11 protein-coding genes are annotated in these 17,281 nt (G+C 50.2%); all 11 read left to right on the top strand.

All coding sequences use genetic code 11. The features are described 5' to 3' along the window. The first annotated feature begins 190 nt into the window (after window positions 1-190). Entirely contained in the window at window positions 191-3,205 is a 3,015-nt protein-coding gene (locus AC0YOA_RS23165; protein ID WP_475788635.1) for a pectinesterase, read from the top strand. Window positions 3,206-3,581: 376 nt separating this feature from the next. Beyond that, window positions 3,582-6,023 (top strand): glycoside hydrolase family 2 TIM barrel-domain containing protein, encoded by a 2,442-nt coding sequence (locus AC0YOA_RS23160; RefSeq protein WP_475788634.1) that lies wholly within the window; start codon window positions 3,582-3,584, stop codon window positions 6,021-6,023. A 214-nt stretch (window positions 6,024-6,237) separates the two neighbouring features. After that, on the top strand, window positions 6,238-7,806 hold the full coding sequence (locus tag AC0YOA_RS23155) for a response regulator (RefSeq protein WP_475788633.1): 1,569 nt from the start codon (window positions 6,238-6,240) through the stop codon (window positions 7,804-7,806). After that, window positions 7,803-9,590, top strand: a complete 1,788-nt coding sequence (locus tag AC0YOA_RS23150) for a cache domain-containing sensor histidine kinase (protein WP_475788632.1) — start codon at window positions 7,803-7,805, stop codon at window positions 9,588-9,590. The genes AC0YOA_RS23155 and AC0YOA_RS23150 overlap by 4 nt, the downstream gene beginning before the upstream one ends. A gap of 132 nt (window positions 9,591-9,722) precedes the next feature. Next, window positions 9,723-10,709: an ABC transporter permease gene (locus tag AC0YOA_RS23145; RefSeq protein ID WP_475788631.1), complete on the top strand. Its 987-nt coding sequence runs from the start codon at window positions 9,723-9,725 to the stop codon at window positions 10,707-10,709. Window positions 10,710-10,721: 12 nt separating this feature from the next. Beyond that, window positions 10,722-11,606, top strand: coding sequence for a carbohydrate ABC transporter permease (locus AC0YOA_RS23140; RefSeq protein WP_379113657.1), 885 nt, complete (start codon window positions 10,722-10,724; stop codon window positions 11,604-11,606). Window positions 11,607-11,655: 49 nt separating this feature from the next. Then, window positions 11,656-13,263: a DUF3502 domain-containing protein gene (locus tag AC0YOA_RS23135; protein WP_475788630.1), complete on the top strand. Its 1,608-nt coding sequence runs from the start codon at window positions 11,656-11,658 to the stop codon at window positions 13,261-13,263. Window positions 13,264-13,279: 16 nt separating this feature from the next. After that, the gene (locus AC0YOA_RS23130) at window positions 13,280-14,128 is read left to right on the top strand and encodes a phytanoyl-CoA dioxygenase family protein (protein ID WP_475788629.1); all 849 of its coding nucleotides are present in this window, start codon (window positions 13,280-13,282) and stop codon (window positions 14,126-14,128) included. 30 nt (window positions 14,129-14,158) lie between these two features. Continuing rightward, complete coding sequence (locus AC0YOA_RS23125) at window positions 14,159-14,977, top strand: phytanoyl-CoA dioxygenase family protein (protein WP_475788628.1); 819 nt, start codon at window positions 14,159-14,161, stop codon at window positions 14,975-14,977. A 524-nt stretch (window positions 14,978-15,501) separates the two neighbouring features. Beyond that, entirely contained in the window at window positions 15,502-16,380 is an 879-nt protein-coding gene (locus AC0YOA_RS23120) for an ABC transporter permease (RefSeq protein WP_379113669.1), read from the top strand. Continuing rightward, complete coding sequence (locus AC0YOA_RS23115; protein WP_475788627.1) at window positions 16,380-17,249, top strand: carbohydrate ABC transporter permease; 870 nt, start codon at window positions 16,380-16,382, stop codon at window positions 17,247-17,249. Before AC0YOA_RS23120 ends, AC0YOA_RS23115 begins: the two co-directional genes overlap by 1 nt. Window positions 17,250-17,281: the final 32 nt, after the last annotated feature.

The raw sequence follows: 17,281 nt of genomic DNA, 5'->3' as shown, positions 1-17,281 counted from the left end.
CCCGTTATTGTGCATGAATTGGAGGATTGAACTATTGAATGTGGCGGCACTGCGCGGGTAAGATGGCGGTACATGCAGAATAAGGAGGTGAATAGCGGGAAAAGAAGCAATCGCAACCCCAGTGTTGTAAGCAGGTTGCGGCCAATCCGGTGGTATAGAAGGAAATAAAATCGAAAACAGGAGGTTCAGCATGAAAAGATGGTTAGCAATCGTTTTATGTAGTGTCCTTGGTCTTTCTTTATTCCAGCCACCTATTCCAACTGCAAAAGCGAGCTATGATGCGATATCGGCATTTCCGGGGGCAGAAGGCTTCGGTTATTCCGCAGCCGGGGGCCGCGGAGGCGAAGTATACCACGTGACCAGCTACGAGCTTACCGGTCCGGGGACGTTCCATGATGCGCTCATGACCGCCGGAACGACACCGCGAACCATCGTATTTGATATTTCGGGCGAAGTCACGATCCCCCAGATCGTAGTAAGTGACAAATCCAGGATCACCATTGCTGGTCAGACCGCGCCGAGGGACGGAGTGACCATCCGGGGCAACAATATTCGCTTTATCAATTGCAGTGATATCGTCATCCGATATTTGCGCTTCCGCATGGGCGTTCAGATTTTTAATGACGATACGATGTATTTCGAAGATTGCCAGAACGTGATCATCGATCACTCCTCGTTCTCATGGGGGACCGATGAAGTGTTATCCATCAAGAGCAAGGATTACGATAATCCTAAATCCAAAAATATTACAGTGCAGTGGTCGATCATTTCAGAAGGGCTTCTCACCCACTCCATGGGCGGGTTAATCGAAATGAATACGATCACCATGCATCATAACCTCTATGCCCATAACAACGACCGCAATCCCAAAACGAAGGGCCAGATCGATTTCGTGAACAATATCATCTACAACTGGGGCGGTTACCCCTATGTAGCCGGCGGTGAATCCGGCACCAAAGGCTATGGAAATGTGACTGGAAATTATTTTATTGCAGGCGTCAACTCGGCAAGCCCCCAATATGCGGTTGTGCGGGGGAACGAGAATTATAGCCTGTACCTTGAAAACAACCGCATTGACAGCAACAAAAACGGCATTCTCGATGGAACGGATACAGGGACCGGGATGATGGAGGCCGAAAAGCCCAGCGTCGTGGTTCCGGAGCGTTTCGAATATCCTCCGGTTCATATGCAAGAACCTGAGGTCGCATACGATTATATTCTGGATCACTCCGGTGCGTCGCTCGTCCGGGACAAGGTGGATCAGCGGGTGATCAACAGCGTACGGAAGCAAACCGGCGTCATAATCGGTCATGAGAACGACGTCGGAGGGTTTCCGCATCTGGCACAAGGAAGAACCCCCCGCGACACGGACCTTGACGGGATGCCCGATGCATGGGAAAAGGCGAAAGGACTGAATCCGAACAATCCGGAGGATCGGAACGGCGACAGGAACAAAGACGGCTACACGAACCTCGAGGATTACCTGAATAAACTGGCGGCGCCGGGCTTCCCCGTGAATTACCCTGAAGCCCCGCCGGCATGGTCAGGAACGCCATTCATCCCGCCAGTCGAGCCAACGACGGAGCCTGAATCAGAGCCGGTGCCCAGTTTGGACGGGAATGCGGTCAGGAGCGTTGTTGTCCGAGATAACAGCAGCAACGGAAGCGGCAATGCGGCCAACTGGTCGGTAGAAGAGAATCTGCAGACGGGAGACTTCGTGGCTGGGGACCGATTGACCGGCAGCAGTGTGTATAAATTCGCTACCATCCCTGATGAATTGAAGGGCATGGAATGGATTCGCTCGGCGGTGGGTTCCAGAAGCGCCACGAGCGACGATTTGCTCTCCTTCTATTTGGCAGCCGATGCCGATGTGTATGTCGCCCACGATTCGAGGATAACGAACCGGCCGCCTTGGCTGACATCCTCCTACGAAGATACGGCGCTGATCATCGCAGATGACCAACCGGTGCAGTTCAAGCTTTACAAGAAGCATTATACAGCGGGCTCTTACGTTACAATGGGAGCCAATAACAGCACCTCCAGCATGAACTACTTCGTCATCCTGAAATCGGCAAATCCGGAAGCGGCTCCTCCTGCGGAATCGCCCTTGGGATTGAATGGGCAGCTGACGGACGGCCCTGAGGTTTCACTCCGCTGGGAGCCCGTAAGCGGAGCGGGCGCATATCTGATCTACCGTTCCACGTCAATGGATCCTTACTTTAAAGTCATTGGAAATTCCAATACCACGGAGTACAAGGACACTGCTCCTGTGATGGGAGTTACCTATCATTATAATGTGACAGGCTTAAATGCCGGAGGCGAATCCCCGCACTCCGCATCGGTGGAAGTATTGGCATACGATGCAACGAAGCCGCTCCCGCCAGCGCCGGCAGGACTAAAGATTACAGCGGCAAAGAGTATCTCCGCAGCGCTTGCATGGACGCCTGTTGACGGCGCCGTCAGCTATGTGATTTACAGGGCAGATTCCCCGGAGGGTGCTTATCACAATTTAGGCAGTGTTTCAACAACGGCATATACCGATAAGACGGTGAGCCCTTCTATGACGTATTACTATAAAGTTTCCACGACGGCGCCTGGCGGAGAATCCGCAGCGTCCGACAGCGTCAGCACGACGACGAATCCGCCGGTGGCGATTCCGCAAGTGCCTGCAGGCTTGTCTGTCGGCGATGCTGCGACCTCCTCATTGGCAATTGCATGGAAGCCGGTTGACGATGTTGAAGGTTATAATATTTATAGGAAAGGAAATGGCGAGAACGAGTTTGTCCGAATAGACAGCACAGATTTACCCCGTTATATCGACGACAGCGTTAGCGTGGACCATACAGGTTACAGCTACAGGGTGACAGCGGAGAACGAGATGGGCGAGTCGGCTCCGTCCGATGAACTTGATATTGCAATGCCCTTGCCTGCCAAGCCTTCGAATCTCTTTGTCGGTTTGAAGGGTAAAACATTCGTCGGACTTGTATGGACGTCCCATGGCGAAGCGACCCAATACAATATTTTCAGGGAATCCGAAGGAGAACCGGCTCAATACGTGGGGTATGCCAAGGTAGATACGTATTACGACCGCACCGTCGAACCAGGAGTGGAGTACACGTACTATATCAAAGGCAAAAGCGCCAGCGGAGAATCGGAACCTTCCAATTCCGTAGTGGTCAGGACGCTCGGGGCACCAGGGAAGTGACGCTTCCCGTATCGGCTCGCGTGCCTGAAAAACAAGCAAACCAATAACCTTCAAGATGCTTCCAGCAGCGACTGCTTCCCGATACGTGAGCCGGGGAGCAGTCTTTTTAAGTTGTTCTACAACTGCCTGGGGACAAGATATACATGAGTAAGGCGCGAACGAATCACCACAACTCTCTCTTGATGCCGGTATCGATATGGGCGGCCATCTTAAGAGATAATATTACCCATAATGAGAAGAAAGCGCTATTACATGGAAATGGGGTGAATGTTATGATTTAAATGAGATAGCTTCCAGACATAAATGTGGGATTAATTGAAGACTTGAATGTCTGGGAATCTTCCATTTCAGAAGAATGAAGGAGGGAAAGCGTATTATGATGAATCAACAGGCGAAGCCGGTTCGGATTACGGAACGGATGGACAACAACTGGAAATTCCGCCTCGGCGATACGGAAGGGGCATCCGCGGAGGATTTTCCCGATACGGGCTGGAGAACGTTGAATCTTCCCCACGATTGGAGCGTGGAAGGGGAATTCGCCATTGATCACCCGGCAGGGGGCGACGGTGCTTATTTGCCTGCAGGGATCGGATGGTACCGAAAGCGCTTCTCTATTCCCGAGGACTGGAAGGAGCATAACGTCTCCGTCAGATTCGACGGCGTATACATGAACAGCGAGGTTTGGATCAACGGATGCTGTCTGGGCAAACGGCCGAACGGTTATGTCAGCTTTCATTATGATTTGACGCCTTACTTGCATTGGGATGGACGGAGCAATACGATGGCGGTTCGAGTTGATAATTCGGAACAGCCAAACTCGCGCTGGTACACGGGTTCGGGCATATATCGACATGTTTGGCTGATCCGCGCCGGACGTGCGAGAATCGATCATTGGGGTGTCTGCGTAACCACCCCGGACGTTTCGGAGACTTTGGCCGTGGCTAAGGTGACAACGAGAATTATAAATGAGCTCGGAGAGAGTCAGTACGCACGCCTGAAATCTGAAATCGCCGATGCGGATGGGAATACCCTTGCATCGAAGCAGACAGGTGCTTTTATTGCCGGGGATACGCATGACATGACCCTGGAGCTCCAGATAAACAATCCGAAGCTGTGGTCGGACGTAAATCCATACATGTATACGCTGAAATCGTCTTTATGGGTGGGAGACCGCTTAACAGATGAGACCGCGACGCCTTTCGGTTTTCGTTCCATTTCGTTTGATGCCGATCGCGGCTTTATTCTCAATGGCAAACGAGTGAAGCTGAACGGGGTATGCCTGCACCATGACGGCGGCTGCGTCGGTGCGGCCGTTCCAGACAGGGTTTGGGAAAGAAGGCTCCGCCTGCTGAAGGAGATGGGCTGCAATGCCATCAGGATGAGCCACAATCCTCCTTCATCCGAATTGCTGGATCTATGTGACAGGATGGGCTTCTTCGTCATGGACGAAGCGTTCGACGAATGGACGCATTCCAAGGCCAAGAGCGGATCGATGGCATTCGGCTATTATAAATATTTCGATGAATGGTGGGAACGCGACTTGACTTCCATGCTTCGTCGGGATCGGAATCACCCTTCCATCATACTATGGAGCGTCGGCAACGAAATACCGGAGCAGTCGCAATCCGTCGGTCCCGAAATTTTGAAGAAGCTCATTGAGGTATGCCGCAGGGAGGACGCGACCCGTCCGGTTACGTTAGCTTGCGATAATATCAGCGCGGACATTAATGCGGCAGCGGAATCGTTCTTCGAACTGCTGGATGTGGTGGGCTATAATTATGTAAACAGATGGCGCGGACGGACTGAAACCTTCTATGCGGAAGACAGGCTCCAATATCCGAGGATGAAAATCATCGGAAGCGAACACTCAACCGTGCGCAGCACAAGGGCGGATTATCGCTTGCGTCAACCGCTTATGGCGGATACGAGGAAGGATGAAGCTGCGCCTTGGCGAAATCCCCCCTATTATTCGGGCATGATCCGTGCCGAACGGCTTTGGAAATTTACGCGAACGCACGATTACGTGGCAGGCGACTTCATGTGGACCGGAATCGATCATTTAGGCGAAGCGCACTGGCCGAACAAGAACAGCAGCTCAGGCGTCCTCGACATGTGCGGTTTTCCGAAGGACGGCTATTATTTCTACCAAAGCCAATGGACGACGGAGCCGATGATACATCCATTTCCCCATTGGAACTGGGAGGGATACGAAGGAGAGATTATTCCGGTTCTGTGTTACACGAATTGCGATACAGTCGAATTGTTCGTGAACGGCAAATCATATGGCGTAAAGAACTGCGAGTTCCCTCTGCAAGGGATGACAAAACGGTACGGCCATTACGACAAGCACTTCATTCATGCCACAACCTCGGATCTGCACCTGACCTGGGACGTTCCTTACGAGCCGGGACGGCTTGAATTTGTCGGAACCCGGGATGGCATAGAGGTTTGTGCTGCGGAGATGGCGACGACCGGCAAGCCGGTACGGATCGAAGCAGCTGCTGACTGCGACCAGATTTCGGCGGACGGTATGGATGTCGCGCACATCACGGTTCGTTTGGTGGACGATCAGGGCAAACTTGTGCGGACCTCCGATTGTCCGGTTATTGTCACGGTGGAAGGAGCGGGACTCCTGATCGGGGCAGATAACGGGAATCCGGAGAGCCACGAGTCCTTCAAATCGAATATCAGATCAACTTACGGCGGCATGTGCCTGGCAATCGTTCAGTCCGACTCTCAATCGGGATCGATCATAGTACGGGTGGAAGCAGCGGGTTTGAAGGCTGCGCAAACGATTATTCAGGCAAAAAAGGAGTAAAGCGAATGGAATGAATGGAATGATGCAGGACAGTCAAATTGCGGGCATTCGGAATTTACGCCTTTTCTCCTGGAATATAAAACGTTATATTAAATAATGCAAGCGCTTTATAACGGATGATAGGCGTGCTCTCTATGTACAAGTGTTGTTATTTACAGTCCGCAGCAGAAGTTTCGCAGGTTAGCCTGAGTTCTCCAAAAAAGGGGGGAGAAGCTTGAAGCTGTTGGTTGTCGACGATGAGAAAATGACGAGAGAGGGAATCGCGGGAAGTATCGAGGGCGGGCTGTCTATTCAACAGATCGAGCTGGCGGACTCCGGAATCACCGCAATCGAAAAGCTGGACGCCTTTCAGCCTGATATAATCTTGACGGACGTGCGCATGCCGCTCATGGACGGAATTGAATTTGCGGCCAGAGTCCGGGTTCTGCTGCCGGACTGCAAGATCATATTCATGAGCGGATTTACGGACAAGGAATATTTAAAATCGGCCATACAATTGAAAGCGCTTAACTATATTGAAAAGCCGATCGATTTTGACGAGCTGAAAGAAGCCCTGCAAACGGCCGTAAATCTCAGGCTGGAAGAACAGTTGAACAAACAGCGTGTTTCCGAGCTGAACCGTACACTGCTTGAGAGCATCCCGCTGATTAAGGCGGAAATTGCGTCGCAGCTTATGACCGGCAAATCCGATATTGAGCATCTTCTGGCCAGGGCGCGCACGGCTGGACTTGCATTGCCGAGGCGAGGTTTTTTTCGGACGGTCATCGTGAGATTTGATCCCCGCCAAAGCGGCTGGACGGATTCGGAATGGATGTCGATACGCATGCGGATCAATCATGAGGCAGAAGCGTTTTTCATCGGGAAAGGTTACGAATGCCTGTCCGTTTTGAAGGATGGCCAGGCTATGGTATGCCATCTGTTAAACATGCGGTCACCGATTCCCACAAGTATGCTCGTGGCCTTAGCCGAACTGCTGTCCGCGGCGAATTCCGAGCAGCTCCATCTGACCATTGCCTGCGGAGATCCGGTCGGTGAAATGGAGCAAATTTTCCAATCATACAAGCAAGCACACTCGCTGCTTCCTGCTTCTTTTTACCACGCAAGCGGTTCCGTGTTAACACGGACGGAAATGACCCCCGTGATCGTCTTCGATCCTTCCATGCCTGGTATTTTCGCGGATTGCATAGCCTTGGAGAAGCAATCCAAAGCAGAACAAATTCTTGTCGATTTGGCGGTCGATCTAAGGCTGCATGACCAGACGCCAGTCGAATCGACGAAGTATTATTTCTTCAAGCTGCTTACGCCACTCTTTGAAGACAATGAGAAGTGGTGCGGCCATGAAACGGACCATTCGCTGTATTGGGACATTCTCAATCGCTTTGTATCGCTTCACGACATTGTCGACTTCGCACTGCAGACGCTCCATCGCCACTTCGATGAGTTTCAAAAGCAGAAAGGGACAAGGCGAATCGTCAGGGAAGTGATCCGTTATATCCAGGCATCATACGCGGACGAAGCGCTGTCCATTCAAAAGATATGCGGACATACTTTTTTGACTCCGGCATACTTGTGCAGCTTGTTTAAGCTGCACACGAATCAAACAATCAACGGATATTTAACCGAATACCGCATTAATAAGGCCAAATCCCTCATGTCTGACTCCAAGCTGACGATCCAGCAAATCGCTGTGCTTGTCGGCTACAGCAACAGCAATTATTTTGCCAAGGTATTCCGCAAGATGGTTGGCATGACGCCTACGGAATACAGGGAAGGATTAATATGAAGCCTATGCGGAGCCTATATCACAAACTCTTGTATGACATGAAGCTGCGCCACAAAATATTGCTATCCTATCTTGTCCTGATCGTCATCCCGCTCGGGCTGTTTCAGTGGCTTGCTTCGGATAAAATGTCCGGCTTGCTGGAGCAGCATATTTACTACTCGGCCAAACAGGGATTCGAGCAGACATTCTCCTTCCTCAGCTACAAGCTGGATAAAATGTCAGAAACGACGGATGTAATCGTGGTCAATGGCCCGGTCGTCCAGGCGATGGAAGATTCGGCGAGGTCCACCGTAAACCGGCAGTTGGATGACTATACTTCATTAAAACAATTTTTGCGCGCATTGCAGAACAAAGATGTGTCGCGGGTCGCTCTATACGTGCCGGATGACCTTATTTATGCCTCGGATCATCAAAACTTCTATCCCCTGGTTTCGGGATCGGACTCCGAATGCCTGCGAAAAATGAAAACGGAGAAGATGGCCTATCTATGGTGTACCCCGTCTGAATTGGGATATGAAACGGGAACCAGCGATGGACACATTTATCTGACTCGTTACATTCGTCATTCCAACAATTATTTGCTGCCGGTTGCCCGCGTAAGCCTTGAGATCGATAACACCACGATCCAGACAATTCTTAACGGTGCCAATGTGGTCAAGGATAGCGTCAGCTATTTGGTATCATCGGACGACCGGATTATTGTCTCATCCGTCTCCGAGACGGATTTGATTCACCTGCCAAACCTGCCTGTGCCGGATTCGGAATTCCAATCGGCATCGGTTCATAGGGGTGACCGCTATTATCTTTATCATTCGATTCCGTCCTCGCACTGGGCAATGGTCACGTCAATCCCCTTGCAAGAAATCGTTTCCGGGAGCGCAAAGCTCAAATATGATCTGTATCTTTGGGTCGTTGCCATCGCGACAATCGCTTACCTGTTCGCCTTCTGGCTCGCGCATTCAATTACGCGGCGAATATCCCAACTAATAAGACGTTTACGAAACATCGAGAAGGGCGGCTTGATCGCATTGAATCGAATGGGGGGGAAAGACGAGATCGGTGAATTGGTTCATACTTACAATTTGATGATCCACCGAATCGAGCAGATGAACCAGGAGCAGTTCAAACTGGGACAGGAGGTGAAGAATGCCGAACTAAAGGCTTTACAATCCCAGATCAATCCCCATTTCCTGTACAATACACTGGATCTGATCAATTGGATGGCTGCCAGGGGGATGCAGAAGGATATCCATCGTGTCATTAAAGCGCTCAGCAGGTTCTACAAGCTCAGCCTCAATAACGGGAAGGATATGATAACGATTCGTGACGAGCTTAGTCATATATCCTTCTATATGGAAATCCAGAACATGCGGTTCGAGAACAAAATTTCATTCCGCATCGATGTACATGAAGATGTGATGGCATATATCATTCCCAAAATTACGCTGCAGCCGATTGTAGAGAATGCGATCTATCACGGTATTCTGGAACGGGCGAGCCGAACGGGGGAGATAGTGGTGACGGGGAGAAAAGAAGGCTCGGACCTTATTATCTGCGTCAAAGACGACGGCATCGGAATGAAAGAAGAACAGCTGCTGGGGATTGCCAGGGGGGAGACATTAAGCGGCTCGGGGAGCGGGTATGGGGTGAAGAACGTTAAGCTGCGTATTTCGCAGCGTTTCGGGGATGCGTACGGATTGGTGTTCCGAAGCGTGGAGGGCGTCGAAACGACAGTTGAAATCCATATTCCGGCTGTCCGTTCCGTGGATCTGACGGAATGCTGACGAGACGGCTGGATGCACAAGCAATGCCGAAAGAATTTACCCTTATTCAATGAATAATACGATTTACCCGTTCTGGTATCATTGTTACGATAGTAGCAGTTACACGACATTAAGAGCATTGGAGGGAAAGAGGTGGATAACGAAGCCCAGATTGCTCAAGTTGAAAATCCAGATATGAAAGCGTTGTCAATTCAGCGCAAAAGACGCTGGGGCTTATGGAAAACATTAAAAAAGGACAAAACGCTGCTGTTGATGCTGTTGCCGGCATTTCTCCTGATCCTTGTGTTCGCTTATTTCCCGATGATCGGTTTGGTGATGGCGTTCAAGCAGTTCGACTACCGTCTGGGCATCTTTAACAGTCCCTGGGTGGGACTGGATAACTTTTTATTCTTTTTTAAATCAGGGCAGGCTCTTCTGGTCACGCGCAATACGGTTTTATATAACCTCGTTTTTATGTTCTCGACGATCATCCTCCAGGTCGGATTTGCCATCATTTTGAGCGAGATAGCCGGTAAACGCTATAAGAAAATGGTACAGTCGGCGATGTTTTTACCCTTCTTTATTTCATGGGTCGTTGTAGCCTCGATCGTTTACAATTTGCTGAACTTCGAGCACGGTATCCTGAACGGCATATTGACAGGCATTGGCATGGAACCTGTCAACGTCTACAACACGCCGGAATTATGGAAGTATCTCCTGGTCTTCTTCAACGCCTGGAAAATTGTCGGCTACGGTACGGTCATATATCTCGCGGCAATCGTCGGAATCGATCAGCAAATCTACGAAAGCGCCGAAATCGATGGAGCGAATATCTTTAAGAAGACCTTCCATATTACAATCCCATCCATCTTTCCAACCATAATGATTCTTACCTTGCTTGCCATCGGTCAAATTTTCAGGGGAGATTTCGGGCTGTTCTATAACCTGGTCGGCAATAACGGCGCGTTATTCGATGCAACGGATATCATCGATACGTTCGTATTCCGGGCGCTGGTGAACACGGGGGATATCGGCATGGCATCGGCGGCGGGCTTCTACCAATCCGTTATGTGCTTCATCACGATTCTGATCACGAACTCTATTGTGAAAAAGGCGAACAAGGATTATGCGCTGTTCTAGGAGGCTGCTCATGTGAGAGTGAAGACGAAAGATCAGCTTATCTTCAATGCGGTTGGCTATACCTTAGTTACCATCTTCGCGGTGCTTTGCATCATTCCGTTTATTATGGTGATCTCTTCATCGTTAACAAGCGAGCGATACATTCAAACGAACGGGTTTACTCTATTTCCCAGGGATTTCTCCATGGAGGCCTACCGTTTCGTGTTCCAGAATCCATGGATCATTATCCGGGCTTACGGGGTTACTTTGTTCGTCACGATTGCAGGTACGGGACTCGCGGTTTTTCTCAACACCATGACCGGTTATGTCCTTCACCGCAAGGACTTCAAGTGGCGTAACTACTTTTCCTTCTACTTCTTCTTCACGATGCTGTTTAATGGCGGACTTGTGCCGTGGTACATTCTCTGCATTAAATATTTGGGCATGAAAAATCAGTTGCTTGCCCTGTTCGTGCCGACATTGATTTCCGTATGGAACATTCTGCTCGTGAAAGGCTTTATGATGAGCGTGCCCCATGAAATCACGGAATCAGCCAAAATGGACGGAGCCGGAGATTTCCGCATATTCATGCAGCTTATCATTCCGTTATCCACACCGGTTATCGTCACAATCGGGTTATTTACATCACTGTTCTATTGGAATGACTGGTTCGCGAGCTTGATCTTCATATCCGACCCGAAGCTCTACACGCTTCAATACCTGCTCTATAATTTGCTTGCCAGCATCGAATCGCTGCGCATGGTCATGGCGGCATCCGGCATGGTGGTTGATTCCTTCCCGACAGAATCCATCAAGATGGCTCTGACGATTATTGTGACGGGACCGATCTTTCTGCTCTATCCCTTTGTTCAGAAATATTTTGTGAAGGGTTTGACCATCGGGGCGGTCAAAGGGTAATACCGGCATTACCATACATCTATCATGAATCCAATAGGAGGCCGTAAAGATGAAAAGGATTTCAAGGACGCGCAAGACCGTATTGGTAATTATGTTGTTTTTGATTTCTTTAATGACCGCTTGCACTGGCAGCGGCGATAATTCCGGAAAATCGCCGCCCGCGAACGAGAAGTCGGGCAACGGCAATCAACCGGCGGACGGAGGACAATCAGCAAGCGGGGTTGACCTTTCGAAGAAAGTCAATTTAAAGATGTATCTGCTGGGCGACAAGCCTGCGGATGGCGATGTCGTTCTGGCGGAATTGAACAAATTGATCCTCCGGGATTTAAATGCTGAGATGACAATCGAATATTTGCCATGGAGCGACTGGCAGCAGAAGTATCCGCTGATTCTGGCGTCCGGTGAGAATGTGGATCTGATCTATACGTCGGATTGGGCGCTTTACCAGCAGGAAGCCGCCAAAGGGGCATTCGTAGAAGTAACGGACGATATCCTGGAGAAGTACTTGCCGCTCACGGCGGAGAAACAAGACAAAGTATCTTTGGATCAGGGCAGGCTTAACGGCAAACTGTACTTTGTTCCGCGCAGCAACGCGACATACACCGGAGAATCCGCCGTTCTGATCAGGGGTGATTTGAGGGAAAAATATGGCCTTCCGGAGCTTCAGTCGGTCAATGATTTGGAGAACTACTATAAGGCGGTTGCGGCAAATGAAAAAGGCATATTCCCGCTTGCCAATTCGCTCGACAACGATTCCAAAAGCATAACCTTCGGCCAGGCGCGCAACAATGTGACCGTATATACGACGATGGTCGGGGTTGGAGAGTTTTCCTATTTATACAAAGAAGGCGAGACGTTCTCGGTCGATAAAGTGAGTTACAATTTCTTTCAGCCGGATTATCCGGATTGGGCGAAGAAGATGAAATCCTGGGCAGATTCCGGCTACTGGTCCAAGAACGCGCTCGTCAATAAAACGGAAGCAAGGGATGCGTTTGAGAGCGGCACTTCCGCATCCATGGTATGGAATATTGGCACCCTGGCTGTCTCGGCGGATAAGGTCCTTCAGGAGCATCCGGAATGGAAGCCTGAAATTTACGATGTTACACCCGGCTCTATTAAACAATTGGGCTTGTATACGAATGATGGCATGGCGGTTGCCTATACCTCCCAGAACGTCGAGCGCAGCTTTATACTGCTCGATAAGCTGAAGTTCGATAAAGCCTACAATGAACTCTTTATCTACGGGGTAGAGGGCAAGCACTGGATCGCAGAGGGCGATGACAAGTATAAACCGGGTCCTGATTTTGACAAGTTTAAAGGCGGACAGAACGGGACCTGGGGCGTAAACAATTCGGAAAACCTGCGTACGCTTGTGGGAGAAAATCCCGCAGTCGCGCAAATGCAGGAAGCCTGGGTACCGAAAACCGTCCATCCGGTTACGGAGGGCTTTAAATTCGATCCAGCCAAAGTCAAATCCGAGCTGGCCACCTTCATGTCGCTTGAAGCGAAGTACGGTCCTCTTCTGGATCTCGGTTTGGTCAACAACGTTGATGAAACCTTGGCCGAATTCAAAGATCAGGCCATGAAGGCGGGGTTCGAGAAAATCGACCAGGAATTGAAAGCGCAGCTGGATGCTTTCGTGAAATCCAAACAGTAGGGGGAGAACGCAAAATATGCTGACCAAAGAACAATTGGATCAATGGTACGAAGAAGGGTACTGCATCGTCAAAGATGTCATACCGCAGGAGGAGCTCCCGAAATATCGTGAAGCCTTTGAACGCATGGTAACAAAGGTTCGCGCCAATCCCAGCCGGGAGCGTTATAATACGCGTCTTGTCAAGAATATCGACAGGAAGAACCCGAACGCGATCAGTGAATTGGAAAGCTGGGGCTGCGATTTCCTGCTGCACCCCGATCTATACGAGCCCGCATTTACCGATTATCTTAACAATGAGAAGCTGCTCTCCTCTTTGTCCAGCATTTTGGAGAGCGATCTCCGCGTGGAAGGGCTGAAGGCGCTTTGGTCCCCTGAGAGAGTGGATTACGATCTCTTCTGGCATCGGGACGGACTCAAGGAGATTTACTCCGAGGATGGCTCCCAGAAGCATCTTCAATTCAATACGGCCTTATACCGCGACGACAGCTTCCGGCTTGTTCCGGGTTCGCATCGCAGACCGCTGACGGAGACGGAGCTTGCGCAGGTGCGAGTAGGCGTTGACGATTTGCCGGGGCAGCTGGTTTGTGTCCTGGAACCCGGCGACGTGCTGTTCATGCATTCGATGGTGCTGCACAGGGGGAAATCGCCGCGCACCGATATGCGCAGAACCTTCCACTATATTCTGGCACGGACGGATCTGCCCATCGGGACAGCGCTGTTAAAGCAGTTCAAAGGCTGGTACGAGGAACTGCGCCTGGACGAACAATTGGCTCCCACGGCCAGGAAGCTCTTCCGCAATTTCTTGAACTGGGAAGGCAGGACGATAAACGACGAATGGTATCCCAACTTGCCCTATAAGGAATAAACATTCGGGAATCGAAGGGAGTTTTCAAACATGCTGGCAGATTCGCAAATCAAGCAATTCTATTCGGACGGATATACCATTGTGAGGGATGTGATTCCCCAAACGAAGCTTCCCGAATACAGGGAAGCCTACGAACGTATGGTAGAGAAGGTCCGTGCGCACCCTGGCCGTGAGAAGTATAATACCCGCCTCATTCAAGGCAACGATAAAGAAAGCTGGGGCTGCGATTTCCTGCTGCACCCCGACTTGTATGAGCCCGCGTTTACGGATTATTTAAACAACACGAAGCTATTAACCTCTTTAGGAAGTATCCTTGGCGACGATCTTCGCATCAGCGGGCTGAAGGCCATCTGGTCTCCGGTCCGGGCAAACTACGATTTGGGCTGGCATCGGGACGGTCCGAAGGACATCTACTCGGAGGACGGGACACAGGCCTATATTCAATTCAACACCGCATTGTACCATGATGAAAGTTTTCGTCTTGTGCCGGGGTCGCATCTTCGGCCTTTGACAGAAGAGGAAGATACGAAATACCGCAGCGTAGAGGATATTACGAATGAACTGGTATGCACGCTTGAGCCTGGGGACGCCATGTTTATGCATGCCGCGGTGCTGCACCGGGGAAAAGCGTCCTCCAGCACCAGAAGGCGTACCCTGCATTACATCATAGCAAGCTCGGATTATGAGGTGGGAACGAAACGTCTGAATCAATTCAAAGGATGGTATGATGAAATGAGGCTGGACGAGAAGCTGGAGCCTGCTGCAAAGAAATTATTCGATAACTTCTTTGCATGGCAAGGCAAAACATTCGATGATCATTATTACCCTGGCCTGAATTATAAAAATTAATGGCATGACACTGCAGCTAATGGTCCGATAAGCTAAGAGTAACTTAGCAGCGAGTCTCTACAGGCATAGCCGATAAAAAGTGGCAGTCAGAACTAGAAAAGTTCTGTACGGCCACTTTTTTCTGGATGCTTGCCATTCCATTCATCATTAGCCTTATGTCGCAATTCCCCAAGGCGGCTCTCATTACCAACCAATCCGCCACAGCATCAACCAATCCGCTGAAGCCTTGCTGCTGCGGCTTTTTTACGTTTATTTAAGAAGAGCATCCGCCAGTGGCTATCAGCATTTGCTCATCCCCTTATTGCAGTTTGAATGCGCGAATCTTCCAAATTGGGCGAAATCATGGATTTGTTCATCACATGGAGAAATGATCAATTGTTATGGGGGCTCTTGAACAGGTAAGATGGCGGTACAAGAAGCGAAGGAGGTTCATGATGGCCAAAGTGCACAATCCATTGGAGCCCGGCTCCACCCGTACGCCGGCAGGAAGGTTCAACCTGACCGGGAATCGTTACATCGTAAATATGCGAAAATATTGGATGCTCTATGTAATGATACTGCCCGGCGTCATCTACTATCTTGTATTTAAGTATTTACCGCTGGCCGGAAGCGTCATCGCGTTTCAGGACTACCAGATTTTCAAAGGCATGCTCTCAAGCTCATGGGTCGGATTGGACAACTTCAAATTTATTTTCACGTATAGAGACTTTTATCTAGTTATGAGGAATACGGCGACAATCGCCTTTTATCAGCTTGTATTCGGTTTTCCGGCTCCGATCATCCTCGCTCTTCTATTTAATGAAGTCAGGGTGATGCTGGCCAAGCGGGTGATGCAAAGTTTATTCTATCTCCCGCACTTTTTATCCTGGGTCGTCGTTGGGGGCATCGTATTCGAATTGCTGTCAAGTCAGGGCGTCCTCAATATGATGCGCGGCTGGTTCGGATTGGATACGATCCTGTTCATGCAGGAGCAGCGATATTTCCGCACCATCGTCGTCATATCCGGCATTTGGAAGGATGTGGGCTGGGGGACGATCATCTACCTGGCTGCCATTGCCGGCATTAATCCGAGCCTGTATGAAGCGGCTGTCATGGACGGAGCAAACCGGTGGAAGCAGACGTTCCATATTACGCTGCCTACGATGTTCCCAACCATACTGGTGCTGTTCCTGCTGAATATCGGCAATTTCCTGGAGCTTGGATTTGATCAGATCTATAATTTATTGACGCCGATGACATATTCGGTCGGAGATATTATCGAGACGTATGTATACCGGGCAGGGGTGCTGCAGGGGCAGTATAGCGTAACGACAGCAATCGGATTATTCCAGTCGGGGATTGGCTTCATCCTCTTGTGGATCTTTAACCGGATGGCCCGAAAAACAGAACAGGGGTTGTGGTGATGAAACGGACTAAAGGAGATCAACTATTCCAATTAATCAACTATGCATTTCTGATCGCAGCCGCGGCGACGATGCTGCTGCCGCTTATTCAGCTGCTGGCCGTATCCTTCAGTTCGCCAATCGCGGCGGATTCCAAGCTGGTGTTCCTGTTTCCCGTTGAATTCACGACGGCATCCTGGTCGCACATTTTGCAGAACAGGGGGCTGTGGACGTCGTTTGGCATCACCGTGTATATTACGGTGGCGGGTACTTTACTGAGCATGCTGTTCTCGGTGCTGACGGCGTATCCGCTGTCGCATCGGCAATTTCTCTTGCGCAAGCCGATCATGCTCGGCATTATCATTACGATGATCTTCAATGCGCCGATGATCCCGTTCTTTCTGACGGTTCGCGAGCTGGGCCTGATGAACTCGTTGTGGTCGCTCATTTTGCCCGGGGTGATCGGCACGTTCAATATGATCATTATCCGTACCTTCTTTATGGGCATCCCAAAAGAGCTTGATGATTCTGCACGAATCGATGGCTGCAATGAGGCCGGTCTGTTAATCCGGATTTATTTGCCGCTCTCGAAGCCGGTGATGGCGACCGTAAGCCTGTTTTATGCGGTTGGCTATTGGAATACCTTTCAACGGGCGGTGCTGTTCATTCGCGATCCGGAGAAATGGCCGCTGCAAACGAAGCTTCGCGCTTATCTGACTTCGCCGGAGGAGCTGGCGGCAGTCAATCTGGTTCTGGGTGATTACGATTTCAATACGACAACCTTGAAAGCGGCTACAATCTTGTTCGCCACCATACCGATTGTTCTCGTATACCCTTATTTGCAGAAATATTTCGTAAAAGGTTCTATGCTCGGGTCCTTGAAAGAGTAGTTCGTCTTATCTTGGGAGAGTTATGAAGCCGG

Source organism: Paenibacillus sp. JT22N12 (genome assembly GCF_056269365.1).
This window is presented reverse-complemented; position numbering and strand designations above follow the sequence as displayed.